Genomic DNA, 21993 nt, shown 5'->3' on the forward strand with positions numbered 1-21993 from the left:
GTGGCGCCCGACTCCATCGCCCGCGACGCCGTTCGCGCCGTCTTCACCGGAACGGGAACCTGGCCGGGAGCGCTGTCACGTCGGCAGCCGCTTATGGGCGGGAGCGCAGGAATCACGNCCTGGCCGGGAGCGCTGTCACGTCGGCAGCCGCTTATGGGCGGGAGCGCAGGAATCACGCTGGTCGGGGCATCCGCTACCCTGCTGGATGCGACCTTCGAGCTCGCCGATTGCGTCGAGCAGCTCTGGAGTCGATTCGTGCCCGACAGCGATATCACCCGGTTGAATTGGTCGGAGGGGCGTCAAATCAAGGTCGACCAGCTAACGGTGCGTCTCATTCGTGCCATGCAATCGGGCGCTGAACTGACCGGCGGCGACTACGATTCCACGCTGTTGCCCGACCTGCTTGAGGCCGGCTATTCAGCGTCGACCGTTGATCCAAGCAGGGTCACCTACGTGCCTTTGACGGCCCGTTCGCCAGGTGACCTGGCCGGTATCCAGATCAATGGAACGACAGTGCGGATGCCGCGCGGCACGACACTGGATGCCGGCGGTATCGGCAAAGGGCTCGCCGCGGACTTGGTCTGCGAGCTGGCGATGAACGAGGGCGCCTGGGGCGCACTCGCCGAGATTGGAGGGGATATTGCGGTCTCCGGACAGGGTGCAGACGGCCAGGCCTGGCGGCTCGGAGTCGAAGACCCTTTTGACCCCGCCGGTTACTGTGCCATCATTCGCCTCGGCACCGGCGCGCTGGCGACATCGAGCCAGCGTAAACGACGCTTCACGACGACAGCCGGCGAGCACCACCATATCCTCGACCCGCGCACCCATGACAGTGCGGCCACGAACATTCAAACAGTGTCGGTGATCGCCGCTACCGGCGCCCGCGCCGAAACCCTCACCAAGCCCGGATTTCTCAGGCCCACCGCCGACTACCTGGCCTGGCTTCCCACGGTCGGCGCGGCCGGCCTTGTCGTCGATCACATGGGTGCCCCCACCGCCTCCGAGAACTGGAACCGGTACCAATGAACGATCCACACCTCTGGTGGTATATCTCCCGCGCGAGCGCCATGATCGCCTGGGCACTCATGACCGCCTCCGTGCTCTGGGGCATCCTGCTGTCCACCCGCGTCATGCGGCGAATAGACAACCCCGCCTGGCTGCAGGACCTGCACGGTTATCTGGGTGGCTCGTCTCTGGTCATGGTCGGCCTGCACATGGTGTCGCTCATGATCGATTCCTGGCTGTCGTTCACCCCGTCTGAGGTGCTCGTGCCGTTCGCGACGGCGTTCAGACCACTGCCGGTCGCCCTCGGTATCCTCGCCTTCTACCTGCTCGTGGCCGTGCAGGGGTCCTCCCTCATGCTCAAGCGACTGCCGCGAAAGTTCTGGAAGGGCCTGCACTACGCCAGCTATGCAGCCCTGCTGCTCATCTCCTTTCACGCTGGTTTCACCGGAACCGACGTCGGCACGCTCTGGTACAAAATTGTCTCGATCGCACTGATCTCGGTCGCTGCGATCGCCGTAATCCTGCGCATCGTCGCCGGCAAGCGCGGCGGCACACCCCGGCGAACGGATGCCGCCCCCTCCGCGGCCCCGCTGCAATCGACCCTCCGCACCATGGTCGTGGCCAGCGCGACGGCCGTCGCAGACGGTGTCGTCGGCATCCGCTTGGAACTGCCGGACTGGGGTGTTCTGCCCATCTGGCAGCCGGGATCGCACGTCACCCTGCACCTGCCGAACGGCCTGCAGAATCAGTATTCGCTCTGCGGCGACCCCGCAAATCGCCACCACTACGACATTGCAGTTTTGCGCACTGGCAGGTCAGCGGGCGGCAGCGCGTGGATCCACGAAAATCTCGTCCCGGGCATGAGCTTGTCGGTTTCTGGGCCGATGAATCACTTCGAGCTGGAACCGGCCGCTGACTACCTCTTCATCGCCGGAGGAATCGGCATCACGCCGATCAAGGCCATGATCGAGTCGCTTCCGGCCGGGCGCGCCTGGCGGCTCATCTATGCCGGGCGCAGCCGGCAGACCATGGCGTTCGTGGCCGAACTCGAAGCATCGCACCCCGAGCAGGTGATCGTGCACGCGAGTGACGAGAATCTGGGCGGACTCGACCTCGACTCTGTTCTCGGCGGCCCGGCCCTCACCGCCGCGGCTCAGGTCTACTGCTGCGGGCCGGAATCGCTCATGGACGCCGTGGCGGCGCGAGTGTCTGCTGACCGGATGCACCTCGAACGGTTTATTCCCCTCGAGCGGGCGGCCCGGCCGGCCACGCCGATTCAGGTCACCTGCCGCAAGAGCCGCGTGGAATTTACCGTGACCGCCGAGGAGAACCTGCTCGACTCGCTCGAAGCCCATGGCGTGCCCATCCTGGGCTCCTGCCGTAAGGGAATCTGCGGCACCTGTGAGGTGCGCGTGGTCGAGGGAATTCCCGAACATTTGGACTCGATACTCGACGACACCGAGAAGGACGCCCTCGGTGTGATGTACCCCTGCGTCTCGCGCGCGCAGACGCCCGCGCTGGTCTTGAACATCTAGGTTCGCCAAAGCGGGGGGCGCAAATCGCTCGCTTGGGTCGATTCGCGACCCCTCGCGCGGCGGGGGTGGGGCTGGAGTCAGCCGAAGGCCTCCACGATGGGGCGAAACTTCATCTTCGTTTCGGCGAGCTCGCGTTCCGGATCGGAGTCCAGCACGATTCCGCAGCCGGCGTAGGCGGTGATGCCGCCTTCGGGAGCAACCTGGGCGCAGCGCAGGGCGATCGCCCACTCGCCGTCGCCGTCGGCGCCAACCCAGCCAACCGGCCCGGCGTAGCGGCCGCGGTCGAACGGTTCGAGCTCGCGAATGAGATTCAGTGCCTGGTCGGTGGGGGTTCCGGCGACCGCAGCGGTCGGGTGCAACGCCGCGATCAGGTCGAGCGACGTCGACCCGTCGCTCAGGGTGCCCTCGAGATCCGTCGCGAGGTGCCACAGGTTCGGCAGCTTCACGGTGAACGGAATCTCGCTCGTCGCGAGCACCGAGGTGTGCGGGCGCAGCGACTTGAGCACGCTCTGCACGGCGAACTCGTGCTCGTCGCCGTCTTTCGAGGAGGTGGCCAGGGCCAGTGCCGCCTCACGGTCGTCCTCGGCATCCGCTCCGCGGGAGATCGTGCCGGCCAGCACGCGGGCGTTGACCGAACCGTGGTCGGCGCGAATGAGGGTCTCCGGGCTCGACCCGATGAGGCCGTCAACGGCGTAGGTCCAGCAGTCCGGGTACCCGAGGGCGAGTTTGGTGATGGCGCGGCGCAGGTCGGATTCGGCTGGTACCCGCCCGACCAGGTCGCGGGCGAGCACAACCTTATTGACCTGCTGGGCCCGAATGTGCTCAATGCCCGAGCTGACCGCTGCGCGAAAACCGTCGGGGGGCAGCGCTCCGGGCAGCAAGGCGATGCGATACTCGTCGCCGAGCGGATGCAGCGCGAGCGGGTTCTCCGGTGCGCTCTGCCCGGTCGCCCAGATGCGCGTCACCCAGCACTGGCCATCTTCGCGGCCAACGATGATCTCGGGCACGATCAGCACGCTGGTTTGCACAGACGACTCATCGAACGCGAAAGCGCCGAACGCGAGCAGCCCGGTGCCGGTGCGCGCGAGCGGGTCGGTCACGGTGGCCAACCGGGCGACCTGTTTCCAGGCGGCGGCGGCATCCGTCATGCGGGTGGGGCCGGAGAATTCAAGCCTCAGTGCGCAGCCGATGCCGGCCAGACCCTGGTTGCGACGCATCCAGAGCAGGGGCGAGCGGCCATCGAGCAGCAGGATCAGTTGGCGGATATCGGCTATCGGGGAGGTTTCGACCGTCAAGGCCTGCACATTCACTTCTGTAGCCTACGCCCGCGCCACTGCAGCTATGCGAATCCGTGCCCCGGCAACCATGCAGTTTCGCTGGTCGTTCGCATCCTAGAATGATGGGGTGAATAGAGCAGACCTGAACAAACGGCCCGCGCAGGTGGCTGCCATGTTCGACGAGGTCGCCGCCCACTATGACCGCACGAACGCGCTGCTGTCGGTCGGCAACGCGTCGCTCTGGCGCCTCGCGACGACCAAGGCGGTCAGCCCGCAGGCTGGCGAGCGCATTCTCGACATCGCCGCCGGCACCGGAACCTCCAGCGCGGCCCTCGCCCACAGCGGAGCCCACGTCGTCGCCGCCGATTTCTCGGCCGGCATGATTGAGGTCGGCCAGAATCGCCACGCGCACAACCCGAACATCGAGTTCGTGCAGGCCGACGCCACCGCCCTTCCCTTTAAAGACAACGAGTTCGACGCCGTCACCATCTCATTTGGCCTGCGCAACGTGGTCGAACCGAAGAAGGCGCTCGCCGAGTTCTACCGGGTGACCAAGCCCGGCGGTCGCGTTGTCATCTGCGAGTTCTCCACTCCGCCGCTTTCACTCGTGCGCCAGAGCTACTTCGCGTATCTCAATCACGTCATGCCGCGGGTGGTGCGCCTCGCCTCGTCGAACGCCGAAGCCTACGACTACCTCGGCGAGTCGATCGCGGCCTGGCCGACCCAGCCGGTGCTCAGCGGATGGCTGCGCTCGGCCGGATACTCCGCCGTCGCCTACCGCAACCTCACACTCGGCATCGTGGCGCTGCACCGCGGAACCAAGCCCGCGGCATCCTGACCCCGGATCAACTCGATAGGCTAACTTACGTGAAATCCAGAGCCCCCGTGATTCGACGCAGCGCGTCGGTGACCAGCCAGGCGGGCCTCGGCGATCGCATTTTCTCTTCCCCCGCCGACCGCGGCCTGGCCGCGAACATTGATGCCGGTATCGAAAAGGTCGAAGCCGCGCTCATCGACGAGCTGGTCTACGCCAACGAAATTGCCACCGTCACCAGTCGCTACCTGCTGAACGCGGGGGGCAAACGGGTGCGTCCAATGCTCGCGCTGCTCACCGCGCACTTGGGCGATGGCGTTGTGCCCGATGTGATCACGGCGGCGGCGGCCATCGAACTGACCCACCTCGCCTCGCTCTATCACGATGACGTGATGGACGACGCCGACAAACGCCGCGGTGTGCCGAGCGCCCAAACCGTGTGGGGCAATTCCGTCGCCATCCTCACCGGCGACCTGCTGTTCGCCCGCGCCAGCCAGCTGATGGCCCGCCTCGGCGAACGGGCCATCAAACTGCAGGCGACCACCTTTGAGCGCCTCGTGCTCGGCCAGTTTCAGGAGACGGTCGGTCCGCGCCCGGGTGAAGACCCGGTCGAGCACTACATTCAGGTGCTGGCCGGTAAGACCGGTTCGCTCATCGCCGCGGCCGCCCAGGGCGGTGTGGTGTTCTCCAACGCCCCGGCCGAGTACGAGCAGCCGGTCGTGGACTTCGGCGAGAAGATCGGCGTGGCCTTTCAACTCATCGACGACGTGCTCGACCTGTCGCCGCAGCCGCAGGAGACCGGCAAGGTGCCGGGAACGGACCTCCGGGCTGGCGTCGTCACGCTTCCCCTGCTTCGGTTGCGGGAGCGCGCCGTGAGTGATGGGGCATCCGCTGATCTACTGCACCGGCTGGAACGCGACGTCATGGTCGACGGTTCGGCGCAGACGGAGGCCGCCGATAGGGCCATCACCGCGCTGCGCGAGCACGCCGTCACCGCTGAGACCCTCGCCGAAGCACACGGCTGGGCCCGCGACGCGGTAGCCGCCCTGACGCCGTTGCCGAACGGTTCGGTCAAGAAAGCACTCACCCGATTCGCCGAGTCCATCGTCGAGCGCTCCAGCTAGAGCGTGTTGGGGCGTGCCCCGAATGCTCGAGCAGTAAGGAATCTTCCGTGACCAAATTGAGACTGGCCATCGTCGGCGCAGGACCGGCGGGCATCTACGCCGCCGATATTCTGCTCAAGGCCGAACGCAATTTTGAGGTCTCGATCGACCTGTTCGATCACCTGCCGGCGCCGTACGGGCTCGTGCGCTACGGCGTCAGTCCCGACCACCCGCGCATCAAGGGCATCATCACCGCGCTGCGCGGGGTGCTGGACAGCGGCGATATTCGAGTGTTCGGCAACGTGCGGTTCGGGGTGGACGTGACCCTCGACGACCTCAAGAAGCACTACAACGCGGTCATCTTCGCGACCGGCGCTGTACAAGACGCCGACCTGAACATTCCGGGCGCCGCACTTGACGGCTCCTTTGGCGCCGCCGACTTCGTCAGCTGGTTCGACGGTCACCCCGACGTGCCGCGTACCTGGCCGCTCGAGGCGCGCGAAATCGCCGTGATCGGCAATGGCAACGTGGCGCTCGACGTGTCCCGCATGCTCATCAAGCACGCCGACGACCTGTTGCCGACCGAGATTCCTGCGAACGTCTATGACGGACTCAAGGCGTCACCGGTGACCGACGTGCACATTTTTGGGCGCCGCGGGCCGACATCCGTTAAATTCACGCCCCTGGAACTGCGGGAAGTCGGCGAGCTTCGGGACGTCGACATGATCGTCTACGACGAAGACTTCGACTACGACGAGGCCGCGAAAGCCGCCGTTGCGAGCAACAAGCAGGTCTTCGTGATCGACAAGACGCTGAACGTCTGGCGGGCCCGCGAGTCCGGCACGGCCAGCCGCCGCCTGCACCTGCACTTCTTCGCCAAGCCCGTGGAGATCGTCGATGACGGCACCGGCCGGGTCGCGGCTTTTCGGTGGGAACGCACCACAACGGATGCCGCCGGCGGCGTCGTCGGAACGGGTGAAATTCGAGAGATCCCGGTTCAGGCCGTCTACCGGGCGGTCGGCTACTTCGGATCCGAACTGCCCGACGTGCCGTTCGACAAGAAGCGCGGCGTCATTCCCAACCGTGAAGGCCAGGTGCTGCGCCGCGACCCGTCAGCCGGCACCGGCGGATTGTTCAACCAGCAGATGTACGGCGTCTACGCGACCGGGTGGATCAAGCGCGGGCCGGTGGGACTGATCGGCCACACCAAGAGTGACGCCATGGAAACCATCAAGCACCTGATCAACGACCTCGGCAACTGGTGGCGGCCCGAGTCGCCGTCGGAGGAGAGCATCGTTGAGCTGCTCGATGCGCGAGGCGTTCGCTACACGGGCCTCGACGGCTGGCACAACCTGGACCAGCACGAGCTCGCCCTCGGTGAGGCCGTGGGCCGCATCCGCATCAAGGTCGTCGACCGCGACGAGATGGTGGCCGTCTCCCGAGCCGAGTAGCCCGCCCCCCTCGGACGGGGCCCAGGCCCCGTCCACGGGCCCAGTTTATAAACTGGGCCCACGGCCATAAGGTGGGCCCGGAGGCCCGCGGGTCTACCCTTCCGGGCCCGCGGGTCTACCTTTCCGGGTCCGGGCTCGGAAACTGGGCCCATGTTCTATCTTGGTCCCGGTTCCCGAAGGTGGGCCCGGTGGCCCGCGGAGCGCCGGCTAGCGGAAGTTCGTGAACTGCAGGGCCACGTCGAGGTCCTTGCCCTTGAGCAGGGCCATCACGGCCTGCAGGTCGTCGCGGCTCTTGGAGCTGACGCGCAGTTCGTCACCCTGAATCTGGCTCTTGACGCCCTTGGGCCCCTCATCGCGAATGATCTTGCTGATCTTCTTCGCATTCTCCTGGTCGATGCCAGCCTTCATTGTCGTCTCGATGCGATACTCCTTGCCGGAGGCGAACGGCTCGCCGGCATCGAGGCTGCGCAGCGAGATGCCGCGCTTGATCAGCTTGGCCTCGAACACCTCGAGGATCGCCTTGACGCGCTCCTCGGTGTTCGCCTTCATGAGCACCTTTTCGCCGCTCATCGCGATTGAGGCCCCCACGTTCTTGAAGTCGTAGCGCTGCGCGACTTCCTTATGCGCCTGGTTGAGGGCGTTGTCGACCTCCATCGGGTCGACCTTGCTGACGATGTCGAACGTTGAATCTGCCATTCCCCCATGGTATCCGACCCGCGAGAGCGCAAAAAGTGCCCGATTGGAGTGCTCAAACGGGCACCCGTCCTCGCCAACGCGTGCGCTTTCGCGTGGCTCATAGGCGATTGATAGGCAGTGGAGGCCTTGGGCATAGGCGTGCTCCTTGGGTTCGCCTTAGCCGCAACGGATACCGCGGCGGTGAACATATATGAGGAGAACGATGAAACTGCGCAGCCGAATCCGACGCATACGAGCCCGCTGGTGGGTGCTGAGCGGAGTCATCGTGCTCACCCTGGCCGGCGGAGGTACCTGGTGGATCATCGCAGCCCAGGCGACGAGCGCCGTGGCGAGCCCGGTCACCCAGACCGTGGCCGCGAGCCTCGAGACCATGGAACAGAGCGTCTCGGCGACCGGCACCCTCACCCCGACCGTGCAGGAAGAGGTGTCGTTCGCAGCTTCTGGAAACGTCACCGGAGTGAACGTTGTCGCCGGCACGGTCGTCGCGGCCGGTGACGTGCTCGCTGCCGTCGACACCCTCACCGTCGACGCCGACCTGCTCCAGGCGCGCGCCACCCTCGCGAGCGCCGCGGCTAAACTGGCGGACAGCCAGGATTCGAGCGATGGTTCGACGGCCGGCCTGGCCCAGATCGCGGCCAACGTGGCCAACGTCACGACCGCGCAGAACGGAGTCGACGAGGCCCTGGCCGCACAGAGCGCTGTCACCCTCACCGCTCAGGTCGCCGGGCTCGTCACCGTCGTGAACGTCGCCGTGGGCGATGTGGTGTCTGCGGGCAGCAGCAGCAGTTCGACCGGAGCCGCCGCAGCCGGCGGAACAGCAGCCGCCGGAGCCGGCAGCACGACCACCGCCAGCAGCACCGCGTTCACGATCGTCGGCACCGACGCCTGGACGGTCGACCTCACCGTGGGCGAAGCGGATGTCGCGCTCATCGCGGCGAACGACCAGGTCGAACTCTCCCTCGATGACGGAACCGCCTTCTTCGGCACCGTCTCCGAGATCGGCCTGCTGCCGTCCAGCACGACTGGCGTTGCCGCCTACCCGGTGGTCGTCGCCGTCACCGGTACGCCCGAGGGACTCTTCGACGGTGTCGCCGTGACCGCGGCGATCGTGTACGAACGCCGCACCGACGTGCTCACCGTGGCGAGTGCGGCCGTGACCAGCGTGGATGGGGCATCCGTTGTGACCGTGAAAGACACCGATGGCACCGAGGTGTCCACTCCGGTCACCGTCGGCGCGACGGTCGGCAACCTCACCGAGATCACGGCGGGGCTCGCCGAGGGTGACGAGGTCATTGTCGCTACCTTCACCCCCGGCAGCGGCAACGCCGGCACCGACCGCACCGGCGGTTTTCCAGGCGGAGAGATGCCCACCGGCGACTTTCCGGCCGGCCAGATGCCCGGAGGCGCGAACAATGGATAACGCACAAACGGATGCCGCATCCCCAGTGATCGAGTTGCGTAACGCCGGCAAGACCTACCGTTCCGGCAGCATCGAATTCGAAGCGCTCAAGGGCATCGATCTCGCTATCTACGAGGGTGAATACGTCGCCATCATGGGGCCGTCGGGGTCGGGAGAGTCCACGATCATGAACGTGCTCGGCTGCCTCGACACCCTCAGCCGCGGCGAATACCGCCTCGGCGGCACCGACGTGAACGACCTCGACGCGGTGGAACTCGCCGAGATTCGCAACCGCCAGATCGGCTTCGTCTTTCAGGGCTTCAACCTGTTGTCGTCGCTGCCAGCCTGACGCAACGTGGAATTGCCGCTGATCTACGGCGGAGTGCCGCTGCTCAACCTGCTCTCGATCACCGACAGCACGGCCGCCGACTTCACCATCAGCAGCCAGGACGCCCTGGTCAGCACCGCCACGGCCGTCTATGAGACCCTCACAATTCTGCTCACCGGAGTTGCCGCGCTGTCGCTGCTGGTCGGCGGCATCGGGGTCATGAACATCATGCTCGTGTCGGTGTCGGAGCGCACCCGCGAGATCGGCCTGCGCAAGGCGCTCGGAGCGCCGCCGGGCGCCATCCGCCAGCAGTTTCTGATCGAGGCGGCCATTCTCGGCCTCAGTGGTGGGCTGCTCGGAGCGGTGCTCGGCGTCGCCGCAGCACTTCTCCTGCCGGGGGTGATCGGCAGCTCGATCGTCGTCTCGCCGGCCGCCGTCGCGCTGTCGATCGGTGTCGCCATCGTGATCGGCGTGAGCTTCGGCGTGTATCCGGCCACCCGGGCCGCCCGCCTCGCCCCCATTAATGCGCTGCGCGGCGAATAAATCCATACTTACGAACCGAAATGAGACCACTGACATGCTGAGACTCAATCGCCGCACCGCCTTTCTCGGCGGCGTGCTGCTGCTCTCGGGCTGCGCGGCCACCACCACGGCAACGCCCGTGGCCACCGCCACCCCCGTGGCCACCCAGCAAGCACGGGTCGCGCCCGGGGTGACCGGTGAGATCGCCGCCCTGACCGATCTCAGCTTTCAACTGCAAGACACCGACTCCCAGACCGCGGTGACCTACACGACGGCCACGACCTTTACCTCGACGCTCGCCGCGACCCTGGCCGACGTCACCGTGGGCCAGTGCGTGAACGTCTCCAGCGCGGCAGCGGCCGACGGAACGGATGCCGCAACCGTCGCGACCACCGTATCCATCACCGATGTCGTCGATGGCGCATGCGACTCGGGGTTCGGCGGAATGGGCGGCGGAGCGGCTGGCGGCGGAATGGACGGCGGCACACCGCCGACCGACATGCCCGCCGGCGCCGACGGAACCGCCTCGACCGGAATGCTGACCGATATGCCCACCGACCTGCCAGCGGATGGCGGCGGCTTCGGCTCCCGCACAAACGGCTCGGTCACGGCGACCGAGATCACGGTCGACTCGACCGACGCTGACAGCGTCGTAACGAGCGAATCGATGACGGTTGCCAGCGCGACCAGCTACACGAAGACATCCGCATCTGATTCGTCGGCCGTCGCGGTGGGACTCTGCGCGACCGCTCAGGGCGAAGCTGACGACAGCGGATCGTTCGCTGCCACCGCTGTGGCCCTCTCGGTGGCCAGCGATGAAGGCTGCGTGAGCGCCATGGCTGGCCCCGGTCGCCGCATGGGAGACGCGGCAAATGAGTAAGGCCGGAGGGGAGGAAGTCGCATCCGCTCCGGACGACGCCGTGCTGGCGCCGGCCGCCGGGCCATCGGCCAAGAACCTGCGGGCGACCAGGCAAAAGCGCCGACGCTTGCTGGCCGTGGGAACGGTCGCCGCGCTGCTCGTCGCCTCGGGCGGCGGCGTGGCCTATGCCATGACCCGCTCGCCGGAAGGTGATTTCGGAATTCTCAACGTGTCGACGTCATCCACGCCGTCGTACACGGTACAGATCGCGCTCGAGGGCGCCGACCCGAACCTTCTAAACGGCGCATCGGCCGCAGTCACCGTTGAGGTGGCGAGCCTCAACGAGGTGCTCGCGGTGCCGACCTCGGCCGTGCACGTGGCCGACTCGTCCTACACGGTCGACCTGCTGAAGGACGGCGTATCGACGAGCACGGTGGTGAAGGTCGGTGCCGTCGGCTCCGAGTTGACCGAGATCGCGTCGGGCGTCAACGCCGGAGACGAGGTGATTCTGGCGGATCTAAACGCGGCAATTGCCAGCACCGATACCCAAACCGACAGCGGGCTCAGCGGCCTCGGCGGCGACACGTCGACCGTGACGCGCACCCCGCCGATCGGCCTGGGTGGACCGCCGGCGGGGTAGCGGATGCGCCTCACTGCGGAAGTCGGCACTCGCTGATTTCTCGGTGAGGCGTTTCGTCTTGTAGTGTTAACCCCGCGTCTCCGGTCAAGTGATTACACCTGGTCGGGAGCGCCTGGCGAGTTACCCAAGCGGCCAAAGGGATCTGACTGTAAATCAGACGGCGTAGCCTTCGTGAGTTCGAACCTCGCACTCGCCACCAGCACCAGAGCAGTTCACCACTGCAAACAGGCAGGCCTTCGGGTCTGCCTGTTTTGGTTGAGGCGCGGCCTGTAGCGTGAGGGCATGACGCATCCTGCCCCGACCGAGCTGCTCGACCTCGCGCGCACCATCGCTCTCACCGCCGGCGCGCTGGCCCATCGTCGCCGCGTCGAGGGCGTCGAGATCGCCGCCTCGAAGTCGTCGCCCGAAGACATTGTCACCGCGGCCGACCGTGAGGTCGAGCTGCTCATTCAAGGCCTACTCGCCGACGCCCGCCCAAACGACGGGTTCTACGGTGAGGAATCCGACGCGACCGGCGGTACCAGCGGACTCACCTGGGTCGTCGATCCCATCGACGGCACCGTCAACTACCTTTACGCTGTTCCGTTCTACGCCGTCAGCATCGCCGTCGTGCAGGGCGAGCCCGACCCGGCCAGCTGGAACGCCCTCGCCGGCGCGGTCGTCAACCCCGCGCTCGGCGAAGTGTTCACAGCGTCCGCCGGCTCCGGCGCCTGGCTGGGCGATGCGCGCCTGCACGTCAACCATGACGTACCACTGTCGCTCGCGCTGGCCGGCACCGGATTCGGCTACGACGCCAGCCGGCGGGTCTGGCAGGCGAAGGTCGTGGGCGGTCTGATCGGCCAGGTGCGGGACATCCGTCGTATTGGTTCGGCCGCACTCGACCTGTGTTCCGTCGCCTGCGGGCGGCTCGACCTCTATTTTGAACGCGGACTCAACCCGTGGGATCACGCCGCCGGCGCCCTGATCGCCCGCGAGGCGGGGGCCAAAGTTGGCGCTCTGCAAGCGGATGCCGAGGGTCACGACCTGCTCATCGCAGCCGCCCCTGACCTCTACGATCAGTTCGAACCCGTGCTCGCCGGACTCTTCGAACGCTTCCCGTTTGGCGCAAAAGCCCGGTGACATTACGCCCCCCTACCCCCGTTTGGGTGTGATTGGTCACTTTCCTCTGGTATTCTCAGGGTTGCGCGTTACCCTTAATCAATTCGTTATATTTGCATGGCGTCATGTGGCGTTATCCAGAACGAGCACGAGATCCCGTCCGCTACGCCGAAAGCTGCACTTTGTCACGTCACACTCCATCCATGGACACCTCCGTGTCCGGCGAGAGTGACGGCACCGTTTTTCCCCCGGCAGAACCGGCTGCTCTGACACGTCGCGAACTGCGTGAGCGCGAGCGAGTGGCCTTCTCTCGAGTCGCGGAATCGACTGCTGCACCGGTCGACGAAGGTGTCGAAGACGTCGTTCGTCTCAGCCCCGCCGCCGACCTGATCGTCGCCGCCGACCTCGGTGAACCCGACATTGAACCGGCGGTCGTGACCGAAACGGACCGGATCGTCGCGGCAGTGCCGGTCGCCGACGCCGAGCCCACCGACTACGAGAAGCTGCTGGCTCCCGGCGTCACCCAGTCGATTCCGACGGTGATTCCCGCCGCCGGCGACCTGCCGCGCCGCCGCCAGCGTATCGAGCAGAAGCCCGGCGAGACGTTTGCTCCCGCGCGCGACTTCGTTCCCGCTGGCGCGCTGCCGCGCCGCACCCCCCGCGCGCGGCCGCTGGGCAGCACCATGCGCAAGCGTGCGGCCAAGGGCGCATCCATTCTTGCCATGTCTTTCGTGGCGTTGATGGCCGTGGCCACCTCGATTCCGGCTGAGGCACTGCTCTCGTCGCAGGACGTACAGGCATCCGTTTTGGAAGCCCAGCGCGTTCTGCCGGCTGATGAGGGGCAGAGCATGGACATGGCCGGTGGTGACACCGTCACCGTCGAGCGCGATGGCTACGAGTCGAGCACCATCGCCGAAGTTGCTGCCGCCAGCGGTATCCGCATGGAAGACACCTTCACCAACAACCCGAATGGCACCATCCAGTGGCCCTTCGCCGTGGGCGTGCACATCGGTGACCAGATCGGCTATCGCAACTGCGCCGGCTGCTCAGTGAACCACGGCGGACAGGACTTCAACCCCGGTCTCGGCGCCCCGATCCAGACCATTGCCGACGGTGTGGTGAGCTACGCCGAAGACGGCGAAGCCAGCCTCGGCGTGCACATGATGATCGACCACATGATCAACGGCGAGCTTGTGACGAGCGTGTACGCGCACATGATTCACGGCTCGATGCTCTTCAAGGAGGGCGATGTGGTCAAGGTCGGTCAGGTCATCGGCAAGACCGGCAGCACCGGCATGTCGACCGGCCCGCACCTGCACTTCGAGATTCGCCAGGGCGGAATCACCGGCACCAAGGTCGACCCTCTCGCCTGGCTCTACGCCAACACGAACTAGCCCAACCGCGGCAGCTCCGCCCCGCGGTCCCGAACGCCGGGCCAGCATAACTCTTGCAATTTGTTGTGCCCGAGAGCTGAAGGCCCGAAAAGACGCGGGAGTTTCTCTGTTCGCCCGCGAATTGCAGGAGTCGTGCCGACACGGCAGGCCGCACCCGGCCGAACCGTGGCGTAGAGGGACTATTCGGGCTGCGTGCGGCCGCGCATGAATGAATCGAGCAGGCCCTTCGGCAGCGGAAACGGCGGCAGGCCGTCGAAGCTGAACAGGTCTGCGTCGCCGGCATCGACGGACTCGAGCGCCACAACCTGGTCGTGCAGCAGCTCCATCTTCACGTCGAGGCGATTGGCGGCATCCGCTGCCTGCCGGAGATCTTCGACGAGGGTATCGGGCACGGTACCGTTGTACTTGTAGAAGATCTTGTGCTCGAGGCTCGCCCAAAAGTCCATGGCAATCGTGCGAATCTGAATCTCCACGGTGACCGGCTGCACGCGATCTGACATGAACACCGGAATCGCCACGATGAGGTGCAGGCTCTGGTAGCCGTTGGCCTTCGGCTCCTGAATGTAGTCCTTCTCCAGCAGCACCGTCACGTCCCGCTGCCCGGCCAGAAGGTCGCGGATGCGATAGGTGTCAGAGATGAAGCTGCAGGTGATGCGAATGCCCGCGATGTCCTGAATGTTGTCGCGAATAGCGTCGAGCTCGAGCGGGTACCCCTTGCGGATCGCCTTCTTGAGAATGCCCTCCGGCGACTTCAGCCTTGAACTGACATGCTCGATCGGACTGTAGTCGTGGATCGAGCTGAACTCCTCCTTCAGAATGTTGATCTTTGTCAGCATCTCGTCGCTCGCGAACTTATACGACATCATGAACCGGGTCAGCTCGAGCTTTAGCTCTCGCATGGCCGCGATCGACGCCAGCGCGTTGCTGCCGGCATCGCTCGAACGGTCGACGGCGTCGGTCATGCCTCTACTGAGCGCAACCAGGCCGTCGCATCGCCCGGCAGGGTGCGGCCGACCAGCTCTTCACTCGAAAGCAGCACGTCACCGGCGGGAAGCTGAACGGATGCCGCGCCGGTGTTGGCTACGACCGTCACGTCGCCGTTGCGGTACGCCGCGACCTCCGGCCCGAAGCCGTCGATCCACTCCACGGTGCCGGAGGCGAGGGAGTGCTCCCGGCGCAGGGTCAGCGCGTGCTTGTACAGCTCGAGTGTAGATCCGGCGACGCCATCTTGCTGGTCGCGAGCCAGGCCAGCCCACTCGGCTGGCTGCGGCAGCCAGCTCTTCGCGCCGGTGCTGAAGCCGAACGATTCGCTGGCGGCTTCCCACGGAATCGGCACGCGGCATCCGTCTCGTCCGTAACGCTCGCCGTTGGTGCGAAACCAGGTGGGGTCTTCGCGGGCGTGGTCGGGCAGGTCGACGGCCTCGGGCAGGCCGAGTTCCTCGCCCTGATACAGGTAGCTCGAGCCCGGCAGCGACAGCATTAAAGCGGATGCCGCCCGCGCGCGTCGAAGCCCCAGCGCCGTGTCGGGCAGGCCCACCGTTTTCGGGCCGATGCCATGCCCCTGCAGGTTCTCGCCGGTGAGGGCGAGCCGGGAGGCGTGGCGCACGACGTCGTGGTTGGAGAGCACCCAGGTGCTCGGAGCTCCCACGTTACCGAAGGCTTCAAGTGACTCGTCGATGACGCTCTTGAGCTGCGCGGCGTTCCACGGGGTTTCAAGATAGGCGAAGTTGAAGGCCTGGTGCATCTCGTCTGGCCGAACCCACTTGGCCATCTGGCTGAGCGGGTCTACCCAGGCTTCGGCCGCGAGAACCCGGTCGCCCGGGTAGGCAGCGAGCACTTTGTGCCAGTCACGATAGATCTCGTGCACGCCATCCTGCGCCCAGTACGGCGCGGTCAGCGGCGTCTCGGCGGTGATGCCGGGTTCCAAAGCGGATGCCGGCGCCCCGCCCATGCTGCCGCCCTCGGCGGGAGGCGTGTAATCGGGGAGGCCGGGAGCCTTGATCATGCCGTGCGCAACATCCACTCGAAAGCCGTCGACGCCGCGGTCGAGCCAGAAGCGCAGCACGGCGCGGAACTGTTCGCGCACCCACTCGCTGTCCCAGTCGAAGTCGGGCTGGCTGCTGTCGAACAAGTGCAGGTACCACTGGCCGGGGGTGCCATCTGAATCGGTCGTTCGGGTCCAGGCCAGGCCGCCGAAGACGGACTCCCAGTTGTTCGGGGGTAGCTCCCCGTTCTCGCCCTTTCCGTCGCGGAAGGTGTAGCGGGCGCGTTCGTCGCTGCCGGGGCCAGCGGCGAGGGCGGCCTGAAACCAACCGTGAGCGTTGGATGAGTGGTTGGGCACGATGTCGACGATGACGCGGATGCCGAGATCGTGCGCGGTGCGTTGCAGTACCTCGAAGTCGTCGAGGGTGCCGAACAGAGGGTCGACGTCGCAATAGTCAGAGACGTCGTAGCCGGCGTCGCGTTGCGGAGAGGTATAGAAAGGAGAAAGCCAGATGGCATCGATGCCGAGGTCTTTCAGTTGCGGCAGTCGTGCGCTAATGCCGGCGAGGTCACCCATTCCGTCACCGTTCGCGTCGGCGAACGATCGCGGGTAGATCTGATAGATAACGGCTGTGCGCCACCATTCGGTGCCATGGGTCAGTTCGGTGCCAGTCATCCTAAAATGCTACGGCATCGCTGCTGGACGCCTGTAGCGTGGTGGAAGTGGTCTGGACCTCGCCGTCGGGGTGATAAAGTTTCTAGGTTGCCAAAAACGCGGCAGTGCTACTGTCTTTTGGTTGCTCTGCCCCCTTAGCTCATTGGTAGAGCACTTCCTTGGTAAGGAAGAGGTAGTGGGTCCGATTCCCACAGGGGGCTCAGGCTTGGAAGCGAACAGCCGACAAGTCGCGGCGGGGTAGCTCAGTTGGTTAGAGCACACGGCTCATAATCGTGGTGTCGCGGGTTCAATTCCCGCTCCCGCTACACGGTATTCACTAAATTCGCCCCGGACTTCTGCGGAAGTCCGGGGCGAATTTCGTTATCTTCCACCGATTGCCCCCGCCGACCCGGGGGAATGACCTGAACGCTGGATTCGGCCACGCGGATGCCGCCAGCGACGCACTCGAGCGGATGCCGCATGCTGGCCGCGCTAGGGTTCACGAATGGGGAATCGTCTGTCGTCGCTGGGTGCGGCATCCGTTCGGGCGTCGAGAGCGTGACGTCACTCGACCTGGCTGTCGATTCTGTGGACAAAATAATCGAGGGCCCCCACGGCTCGATACCGGTGCGCTGGTACTCGCCGCCCGTCGGCACTGCATCAGTCGAATCTGCAACGATCGTGTGGATTCACGGTGGAGGATTTTTCAAGGGCAGCCTCGACCAGCCGGAGTCGGATGACGTTGCGCGAACACTGGCCGCAGCGGGATTCACCGTCGTCACCGTTGCCTACCGGCTCGCGAGGATCTCGACGTGGCGTCGGTCTGCGAGCGGGCTTGTGTGGGCCCCGGGCCTCCACTATCCCGTGCCGGTCGACGATGTCGTGGCCGCGGTGCGGGAGGTGCAGCGCGATTCACCCAACGGAGTCATTCTGGGCGGTGCCAGCGCCGGTGCCTGTCTGTCGGCTGCTGCAGTGCTCCGGCTGGCGGACGGCGGTGCTGATGCTCTCGTCGGCGCGTTCTTCGCGTACGGCTTCTTTCACGCGGCGCTGCCGAAAAGATCGCGCCAATTGCGCGGCCGCCTCCGCGGTCGGCGTCGCTTCGGGCACGCGCCGATGCTGCTGAACCTGATGAATCTCCACTACGCCGGCACGAGAACCGCGCTGGCACAACCACACGCATTTGCCGGCGGCCATCCGCTCCAGGGTTTTCCGCCGACGCTCATGGTCGACGCCGATCGCGACTCCATGCGTTCCTCCGGTGATCAGTTCGCCCAGGAGCTGTCAGCGGCCGGGGTGGCGCTGGATTACAACGTGCTGCCCGGCACCTTTCACGCGTTTCTCAACCGTCCGTATGAGTTGAGTTTTAGCGACGGTATGCGCCTGATCATCGACTGGGCTGTGCAGGCGGGGTTGAGTCGTCGGGCAGGTTGAGTTGGGCGGTGAGCGCCTGGCGGAGCTTGTCCGCCCGCGTGGGTGGAACGTAGTTGCAGGCGTCTCCCGGGCAGAGTTCTGGCTTCTTCGTCGCGAAGATTCGGTAGAGGGAGCAGCCGACACAGATTCCGAAGGCTGTCTCGAGAAATAGGATGCTGAGGCAAATGCCGCAGAGCATGAGCGTAACGGTGCCGCTGACGCCGAAAAAGCCCATCACCATGCAGGAGGTGAAGGCCATGCCTAGCCCGAGCTGCCAGGCGAGTTTCTTCTGGTCGGCACCGACCCATTCCGGGCGCTGTCGGCGCACCACCAGCCCGCCCAGGAGCAGACTCGGTGTGTAACGTGCGCTGACGAATAGCCGCAGCATCATGTCCACCAGGAAGAGAAACGCGAACGCCCGCAGCGGTGCAAAGTTGCCGGTCAGGGCGTCCCGAAACGTCCTCCTGGGGAAGCTGCGCGGGCGGCTCGACGGCCGCACCCCGGGGCGTTTGGTCCTGTGATGATCGAAGCTCGACGACTGCACAAACTCGCGGACCGAATTCTGCGCGAGTGAATCGTTCGTCGATCGGGCAATGATTGTCAGCGCACGCAAGAGCGATGCCGCTCACAGGACTGACTCTTCGCGCGCTCGGCGCTGCGGCGCCCCTGGCGCGAAATCGCCGGTTCGCCGGCTCCAGGCTCGGGAATTGTTCGTGCCCCCGGAGTTAATGGACGCGTACATCGACACGAGCGTGCGAGTCTCTAGAGCGACACTGCTGGCTGCTGTCGGAGACAATATGCGATGACCGGCGAGCATAATGTCGGCATGACCAAACACTGGACCCCGCTCGCTTTCGTCTACCTGGCGCTGAGCCTCGCCGGGCTCGCCGGAACCTGGAGCTACAACGTGATCGCGATAATTCAGCTGCGCGACTTCGTCGGCGACTGGGTGAACAGTGGGCCGGCGGTGTCGTCACTCACGGTCGACCTGCTCATCGCCGCGGTGGCTGGCAGCATCCTGATCATCGTTGAGGCGCGACGCCTCGGCATGAAGCGGGGCTGGCTCTACGTCGTTCTCTCGGGTCTAACGGCCTTCGCCTTCACCTTTCCGCTGTTCCTCGCGATGCGCGAGCGCACCCTGGCGGCGGCGCGTACGCCAGCGGCGCGACCGCCCTTGACCTGACCGCTCAAGCCCTGGCCGGTACAGCGCGCAGCCCGATTCTTGCTTAACGACACGGCAAGTGATTGACTTACCGACATGGAATCTGAAAGTGCAACCACGGCGGTGGCGGCGTCGGCGCGCGCCGCGCTCGCCGGCATCGCGACGGACCGGCGGCGGCTCGGACGATGGCTCAAATCGCAGACCTGGTGGACCGCTCCGGCGCAGGCCCTTGCCATCGCAGCCCTGATCGCGTCGCCGGCTGCGGGTGTCGCCTTCGGAATGATGATGGTGTCGGCCGGTGCTTGCCTCACACTTTTCGGCATTGATCATCTCGTGCGTAAGCAGATGCGCCTGGTGAAGATTCCCGGCCCGGCCGGCCCACTGAGCCTGATGATTCTCATTGTGCTGAGCGTCGTCATGCTCGGAGCATTCGTGCTCTCGATCGTGTTCGAGGTCACTGACCAGCGCGCCTGGATTGTCCTGACCACTGCGGTCGTCTTCGTCGTAGCCCTCGTCAGCTCAGCACTCTATGACCTCGCGAACGCCCGGGAACTGCTCCGTGGCTGCTGACCCCCGATTCGACGACGCAATCCACGCGCCAACCCGTCTGCGGTTGTGCGCGCTTCTTCGGGCGACCGGCGCCGCGGAATTCACCACCATCGCCGCCACATTGGAACTGACCGAGGCGACGCTCTCGAAGACCATCCGCAACCTGATCGAGCTCGACTACGTAGTGACCGTGAAACAAGCCTCGCCAGCACGAGCGGATGCCCGCCGCACCACCAGCGTGGCCCTCACCCGGCGCGGCAGCGCGGCCATCGACGGCCATCTGGCGGCGCTCCGCGAGCTGTCGGCCGAAGCCCCGACTAGCATGACATTATTATGACTAACCGCCGTGGTATCACCATGGTGATATGGAACTCGGACAGTACGTCAACGACCTGCAGCACCAGCTAGCGGATGCCGCCGACAACGGCAGCGCAGACACGCGCGCTGCGACCGAGCGACTTGCTGCCGGGCTCGATGCGGCAACGCGGCTCGTGCTGCTCGACGTGCTGTCGGCGGCGGCCGCCGAGATCACCCGTGACCTCGCCCCCGGACCGGTCGACCTGCGGCTGCGCGGGCGCGAGATCGAATTCGTGGTGACCCAGTCGAGTATCGAGGTAGACGGCGACGAGCGACCCGCGGCATCCGTCGATCTTGACGACACGAGCACCTCGCGCACGACGCTGCGCCTGCCCGACGCCCTCAAAGCGCGGGTGGACGACGCGGCCGCCGCCGACGGACTGTCGGTCAACACTTGGCTGGTGCGTGCGGTCGCCGCCGCCGTGCAACCCCGGCAACGCCGCTCCGCGCAGCGCACGCTGCGCGCCGGCGACAATTTCGCGAGCTGGGCGCGCTAAGGCGCCCACCCGCAGCAACAGCCGGCCCCGCGAACCCGCAGGGCCACACCGACACGCCTCCAGAAAGGCAGCTTCAGCATGCCCACCTACGACACACCGACCCCGATCGACCTGGCCATCAACCTGCCCGTCGGCGCTATCGAGATCTTCGCGAGCGACCACGGTCAGATCCGGGTCGGAACGGTCTCCGGCCACGCCGTACTCAAGGCGTCCCACGGCAGCGTGCAGATCGACGAGGTCGGCGGTGACCTCGACGCGAAACTGTCCTACGGCGATCTGGAAATCACGCGAGCGCAGGCATCCGTTTCGGCCAAAACCGCGTACGGAAGCATCCAGCTCCGCGAGGTTTCACGCGGTTCCGTGCAGGTCGAGAGCGGATTCGGCCAGGTCACCATCGGCGTCAAGCCGGGCGTGCCGGCCTGGCTCGAACTGTCGTCCAAAGACGGTCACGTGCGCAATGAGCTCGACGACGTCGACCTCGCAGTGAGCGCGGGCACCGTGACCGCCCTGCTCGGCCCGAACGGCGCCGGCAAGACGACGGCCGTGCACATCCTCAGCACGCTGCTGCGGCCAGACGGTGGCATGGCGTTCGTGAACGGATGCGACGTTGTGCGCGACCAGGACGGCGTGCGCGCCGTGATTGGCCGCACCGGCCAGTTTTCGGCGGTCGACAAGCTCCTGAACGGCGAGGAAAACCTCTTGTTGATGGCGCGCCTTCGCCACCTCGGAGCGAAGCAGTCGAAGACCCGAGTGGCCGAACTGCTCGAGCAATTCGACCTCGTCGACGCCGCCCGCAAGCCGCACCCTCGTTCTGGTCGTCGGCGTGGCCATCGGCTTTCGCCCCACCGCGACACCGCTCGAGTGGATGGCCGTCGCCGGCGTGATCGCGCTCGTCGCCTACTCGATCAGCTGGCTGGGCGTGGCCATGGGCATCCAGGCGAAGAGCGTCGAGACGGCGAGCAATATGCCCCTCGTTCTCACCGTGCTGCCGCTCTTCGGCAGCGGCTTCGTGCCGACCGACTCGATGCCGGTGTGGCTGCAGTGGTTCGCGCAGTACCAGCCCTTCACTCCGTTCATCGAGACAATTCGCGGGCTGCTGCTCGGCACCCCACTCGGCTGGAACCCCGTGTTCGCCATCGGGTGGTGCGTCGTGATCGTGGCCGCCAGTTACGGCTGGTCACGGGCGCTCTACGAGCGCAAATCGGTGCACTAGATCCGTGTTACCAGGGCAGGCGGTTGCGGCCGCCCGCCCCCTTGTG

The 21993-nt window shown here is 65.9% G+C and carries 23 protein-coding genes, 3 tRNA genes and 1 pseudogene; 22 read left to right on the forward strand and 5 right to left on the reverse strand.

The annotated features are described in order from the left end of the window. Both CXY77_RS05620 and CXY77_RS05625 read left to right on the forward strand, forming a co-directional pair. The gene (locus CXY77_RS05620) at window positions 1-1026 is read left to right on the forward strand and encodes an FAD:protein FMN transferase (RefSeq protein ID WP_140425486.1); all 1026 of its coding nucleotides are present in this window, start codon (window positions 1-3) and stop codon (window positions 1024-1026) included. Next, on the forward strand, window positions 1023-2540 hold the full coding sequence (locus tag CXY77_RS05625; protein ID WP_104129783.1) for a 2Fe-2S iron-sulfur cluster-binding protein: 1518 nt from the start codon (window positions 1023-1025) through the stop codon (window positions 2538-2540). The genes CXY77_RS05620 and CXY77_RS05625 overlap by 4 nt, the downstream gene beginning before the upstream one ends. Window positions 2541-2617: 77 nt before the next feature. On the opposite strand, the gene CXY77_RS05630 is transcribed toward CXY77_RS05625, so the two are convergent. Beyond that, window positions 2618-3850, reverse strand: a complete 1233-nt coding sequence (locus CXY77_RS05630) for an isochorismate synthase MenF (protein ID WP_233197254.1) — start codon at window positions 3848-3850, stop codon at window positions 2618-2620. A gap of 94 nt (window positions 3851-3944) precedes the next feature. Here CXY77_RS05630 and ubiE point away from each other — a divergent pair, with 94 nt between their 5' ends. The 3 genes from ubiE to CXY77_RS05645 are packed head-to-tail and all read left to right on the forward strand — an operon-like array spanning window position 3945 to window position 7185. Beyond that, window positions 3945-4655 carry a bifunctional demethylmenaquinone methyltransferase/2-methoxy-6-polyprenyl-1,4-benzoquinol methylase UbiE gene (ubiE, locus tag CXY77_RS05635; protein ID WP_092340468.1) on the forward strand — a complete coding sequence of 237 codons (711 nt, stop codon included), beginning with the start codon at window positions 3945-3947 and terminating at the stop codon, window positions 4653-4655. Between the two features lie 29 nt (window positions 4656-4684). Continuing rightward, on the forward strand, window positions 4685-5755 hold the full coding sequence (locus CXY77_RS05640; RefSeq protein ID WP_233197255.1) for a polyprenyl synthetase family protein: 1071 nt from the start codon (window positions 4685-4687) through the stop codon (window positions 5753-5755). Window positions 5756-5802: 47 nt separating this feature from the next. Beyond that, the gene (locus tag CXY77_RS05645) at window positions 5803-7185 is read left to right on the forward strand and encodes an FAD-dependent oxidoreductase (protein ID WP_092340466.1); all 1383 of its coding nucleotides are present in this window, start codon (window positions 5803-5805) and stop codon (window positions 7183-7185) included. Window positions 7186-7392: 207 nt separating this feature from the next. Here CXY77_RS05645 and CXY77_RS05650 read toward each other — a convergent pair whose 3' ends face one another. Continuing rightward, on the reverse strand, window positions 7393-7881 hold the full coding sequence (locus CXY77_RS05650; RefSeq protein ID WP_092340465.1) for a YajQ family cyclic di-GMP-binding protein: 489 nt from the start codon (window positions 7879-7881) through the stop codon (window positions 7393-7395). Between the two features lie 202 nt (window positions 7882-8083). Between CXY77_RS05650 and CXY77_RS05655 the strand changes: the two genes are divergently transcribed. The 8 genes from CXY77_RS05655 to CXY77_RS20910 all read left to right on the forward strand — a co-directional run bounded on the left by CXY77_RS05655 (window position 8084) and on the right by CXY77_RS20910 (window position 14121). After that, entirely contained in the window at window positions 8084-9301 is a 1218-nt protein-coding gene (locus CXY77_RS05655; protein WP_104129784.1) for an efflux RND transporter periplasmic adaptor subunit, read from the forward strand. Continuing rightward, window positions 9294-9629 carry an ATP-binding cassette domain-containing protein gene (locus tag CXY77_RS05660; RefSeq protein ID WP_104129785.1) on the forward strand — a complete coding sequence of 112 codons (336 nt, stop codon included), beginning with the start codon at window positions 9294-9296 and terminating at the stop codon, window positions 9627-9629. Before CXY77_RS05655 ends, CXY77_RS05660 begins: the two co-directional genes overlap by 8 nt. 6 nt (window positions 9630-9635) lie before the next feature. Further along, entirely contained in the window at window positions 9636-10151 is a 516-nt protein-coding gene (locus tag CXY77_RS05665) for an ABC transporter permease (protein WP_104088173.1), read from the forward strand. Window positions 10152-10185: 34 nt separating this feature from the next. Then, window positions 10186-11010: a hypothetical protein gene (locus CXY77_RS05670; RefSeq protein WP_104129786.1), complete on the forward strand. Its 825-nt coding sequence runs from the start codon at window positions 10186-10188 to the stop codon at window positions 11008-11010. Next, window positions 11003-11629, forward strand: coding sequence for a hypothetical protein (locus CXY77_RS05675; RefSeq protein ID WP_104088906.1), 627 nt, complete (start codon window positions 11003-11005; stop codon window positions 11627-11629). The genes CXY77_RS05670 and CXY77_RS05675 overlap by 8 nt, the downstream gene beginning before the upstream one ends. Before the next feature lie 114 nt (window positions 11630-11743). After that, window positions 11744-11828 (forward strand) — tRNA-Tyr (locus tag CXY77_RS05680). Window positions 11829-11911: 83 nt separating this feature from the next. Further along, the gene (locus CXY77_RS05685) at window positions 11912-12748 is read left to right on the forward strand and encodes an inositol monophosphatase family protein (RefSeq protein WP_104129787.1); all 837 of its coding nucleotides are present in this window, start codon (window positions 11912-11914) and stop codon (window positions 12746-12748) included. A gap of 182 nt (window positions 12749-12930) precedes the next feature. After that, on the forward strand, window positions 12931-14121 hold the full coding sequence (locus CXY77_RS20910; RefSeq protein WP_158252786.1) for a M23 family metallopeptidase: 1191 nt from the start codon (window positions 12931-12933) through the stop codon (window positions 14119-14121). 179 nt (window positions 14122-14300) lie between these two features. Here CXY77_RS20910 and CXY77_RS05695 read toward each other — a convergent pair whose 3' ends face one another. Then, window positions 14301-15083 carry a GTP pyrophosphokinase family protein gene (locus CXY77_RS05695; RefSeq protein WP_167552430.1) on the reverse strand — a complete coding sequence of 261 codons (783 nt, stop codon included), beginning with the start codon at window positions 15081-15083 and terminating at the stop codon, window positions 14301-14303. Next, entirely contained in the window at window positions 15080-16780 is a 1701-nt protein-coding gene (locus tag CXY77_RS05700) for a glycoside hydrolase family 13 protein (RefSeq protein ID WP_104129788.1), read from the reverse strand. The genes CXY77_RS05695 and CXY77_RS05700 overlap by 4 nt, the downstream gene beginning before the upstream one ends. A gap of 128 nt (window positions 16781-16908) precedes the next feature. Here CXY77_RS05700 and CXY77_RS05705 point away from each other — a divergent pair. The 3 genes from CXY77_RS05705 to CXY77_RS05715 all read left to right on the forward strand — a co-directional run bounded on the left by CXY77_RS05705 (window position 16909) and on the right by CXY77_RS05715 (window position 18190). After that, a tRNA-Thr gene (locus tag CXY77_RS05705) sits at window positions 16909-16980 on the forward strand. Between the two features lie 31 nt (window positions 16981-17011). After that, window positions 17012-17085, forward strand: a tRNA-Met gene (locus CXY77_RS05710). Window positions 17086-17239: 154 nt separating this feature from the next. Next, window positions 17240-18190 (forward strand): alpha/beta hydrolase, encoded by a 951-nt coding sequence (locus tag CXY77_RS05715; protein ID WP_158252787.1) that lies wholly within the window; start codon window positions 17240-17242, stop codon window positions 18188-18190. On the opposite strand, the gene CXY77_RS05720 is transcribed toward CXY77_RS05715, so the two are convergent. Next, window positions 18144-18782 carry a DUF4395 domain-containing protein gene (locus CXY77_RS05720; protein ID WP_104129789.1) on the reverse strand — a complete coding sequence of 213 codons (639 nt, stop codon included), beginning with the start codon at window positions 18780-18782 and terminating at the stop codon, window positions 18144-18146. The genes CXY77_RS05715 and CXY77_RS05720 overlap by 47 nt on opposite strands. A 213-nt stretch (window positions 18783-18995) precedes the next feature. Here CXY77_RS05720 and CXY77_RS05725 point away from each other — a divergent pair, with 213 nt between their 5' ends. From CXY77_RS05725 to CXY77_RS05750, 6 genes and pseudogenes are all read left to right on the forward strand, one after another. After that, window positions 18996-19352 carry a DUF2834 domain-containing protein gene (locus tag CXY77_RS05725; RefSeq protein WP_104089178.1) on the forward strand — a complete coding sequence of 119 codons (357 nt, stop codon included), beginning with the start codon at window positions 18996-18998 and terminating at the stop codon, window positions 19350-19352. Window positions 19353-19427: 75 nt separating this feature from the next. After that, window positions 19428-19901, forward strand: coding sequence for a hypothetical protein (locus tag CXY77_RS05730; RefSeq protein WP_104088918.1), 474 nt, complete (start codon window positions 19428-19430; stop codon window positions 19899-19901). Then, window positions 19891-20217 (forward strand): transcriptional regulator, encoded by a 327-nt coding sequence (locus tag CXY77_RS05735; RefSeq protein ID WP_092340455.1) that lies wholly within the window; start codon window positions 19891-19893, stop codon window positions 20215-20217. The genes CXY77_RS05730 and CXY77_RS05735 overlap by 11 nt, the downstream gene beginning before the upstream one ends. Window positions 20218-20245: 28 nt before the next feature. Continuing rightward, on the forward strand, window positions 20246-20734 hold the full coding sequence (locus tag CXY77_RS05740; RefSeq protein ID WP_092340454.1) for a histidine kinase: 489 nt from the start codon (window positions 20246-20248) through the stop codon (window positions 20732-20734). A gap of 78 nt (window positions 20735-20812) precedes the next feature. Then, window positions 20813-21475 (forward strand): annotated as a pseudogene (locus tag CXY77_RS20585) (ATP-binding cassette domain-containing protein); the annotation flags it as partial. Between the two features lie 82 nt (window positions 21476-21557). Beyond that, on the forward strand, window positions 21558-21947 hold the full coding sequence (locus CXY77_RS05750) for an ABC transporter permease (RefSeq protein ID WP_233197256.1): 390 nt from the start codon (window positions 21558-21560) through the stop codon (window positions 21945-21947). Window positions 21948-21993 lie beyond the last annotated feature (46 nt).

It is taken from the genome of Cryobacterium sp. N21 (assembly GCF_002929575.1).
Taxonomy (GTDB): Bacteria; Actinomycetota; Actinomycetes; order Actinomycetales; family Microbacteriaceae; genus Cryobacterium; species Cryobacterium flavum.

Excerpts from the sequence above, each read along its gene's own strand:
- CXY77_RS05740 (WP_092340454.1), top strand. The coding sequence starts at position 20,246 with ATGGAACTCGGACAGTACGTCAACGACCTGCAGCACCAGCTAGCGGAT.
- CXY77_RS05655 (WP_104129784.1), top strand. The coding sequence starts at position 8,084 with ATGAAACTGCGCAGCCGAATCCGACGCATACGAGCCCGCTGGTGGGTG.
- CXY77_RS20910 (WP_158252786.1), top strand. The coding sequence starts at position 12,931 with ATGGACACCTCCGTGTCCGGCGAGAGTGACGGCACCGTTTTTCCCCCG.
- CXY77_RS05650 (WP_092340465.1), bottom strand. The coding sequence starts at position 7,881 with ATGGCAGATTCAACGTTCGACATCGTCAGCAAGGTCGACCCGATGGAG.
- CXY77_RS05685 (WP_104129787.1), top strand. The coding sequence starts at position 11,912 with ATGACGCATCCTGCCCCGACCGAGCTGCTCGACCTCGCGCGCACCATC.
- CXY77_RS05715 (WP_158252787.1), top strand. The coding sequence starts at position 17,240 with ATGCTGGCCGCGCTAGGGTTCACGAATGGGGAATCGTCTGTCGTCGCT.
- CXY77_RS05730 (WP_104088918.1), top strand. The coding sequence starts at position 19,428 with ATGGAATCTGAAAGTGCAACCACGGCGGTGGCGGCGTCGGCGCGCGCC.
- CXY77_RS05700 (WP_104129788.1), bottom strand. The coding sequence starts at position 16,780 with ATGACTGGCACCGAACTGACCCATGGCACCGAATGGTGGCGCACAGCC.
- CXY77_RS05660 (WP_104129785.1), top strand. The coding sequence starts at position 9,294 with ATGGATAACGCACAAACGGATGCCGCATCCCCAGTGATCGAGTTGCGT.
- CXY77_RS05695 (WP_167552430.1), bottom strand. The coding sequence starts at position 15,083 with ATGACCGACGCCGTCGACCGTTCGAGCGATGCCGGCAGCAACGCGCTG.
- CXY77_RS05725 (WP_104089178.1), top strand. The coding sequence starts at position 18,996 with ATGACCAAACACTGGACCCCGCTCGCTTTCGTCTACCTGGCGCTGAGC.
- CXY77_RS05675 (WP_104088906.1), top strand. The coding sequence starts at position 11,003 with ATGAGTAAGGCCGGAGGGGAGGAAGTCGCATCCGCTCCGGACGACGCC.
- CXY77_RS05625 (WP_104129783.1), top strand. The coding sequence starts at position 1,023 with ATGAACGATCCACACCTCTGGTGGTATATCTCCCGCGCGAGCGCCATG.
- CXY77_RS05670 (WP_104129786.1), top strand. The coding sequence starts at position 10,186 with ATGCTGAGACTCAATCGCCGCACCGCCTTTCTCGGCGGCGTGCTGCTG.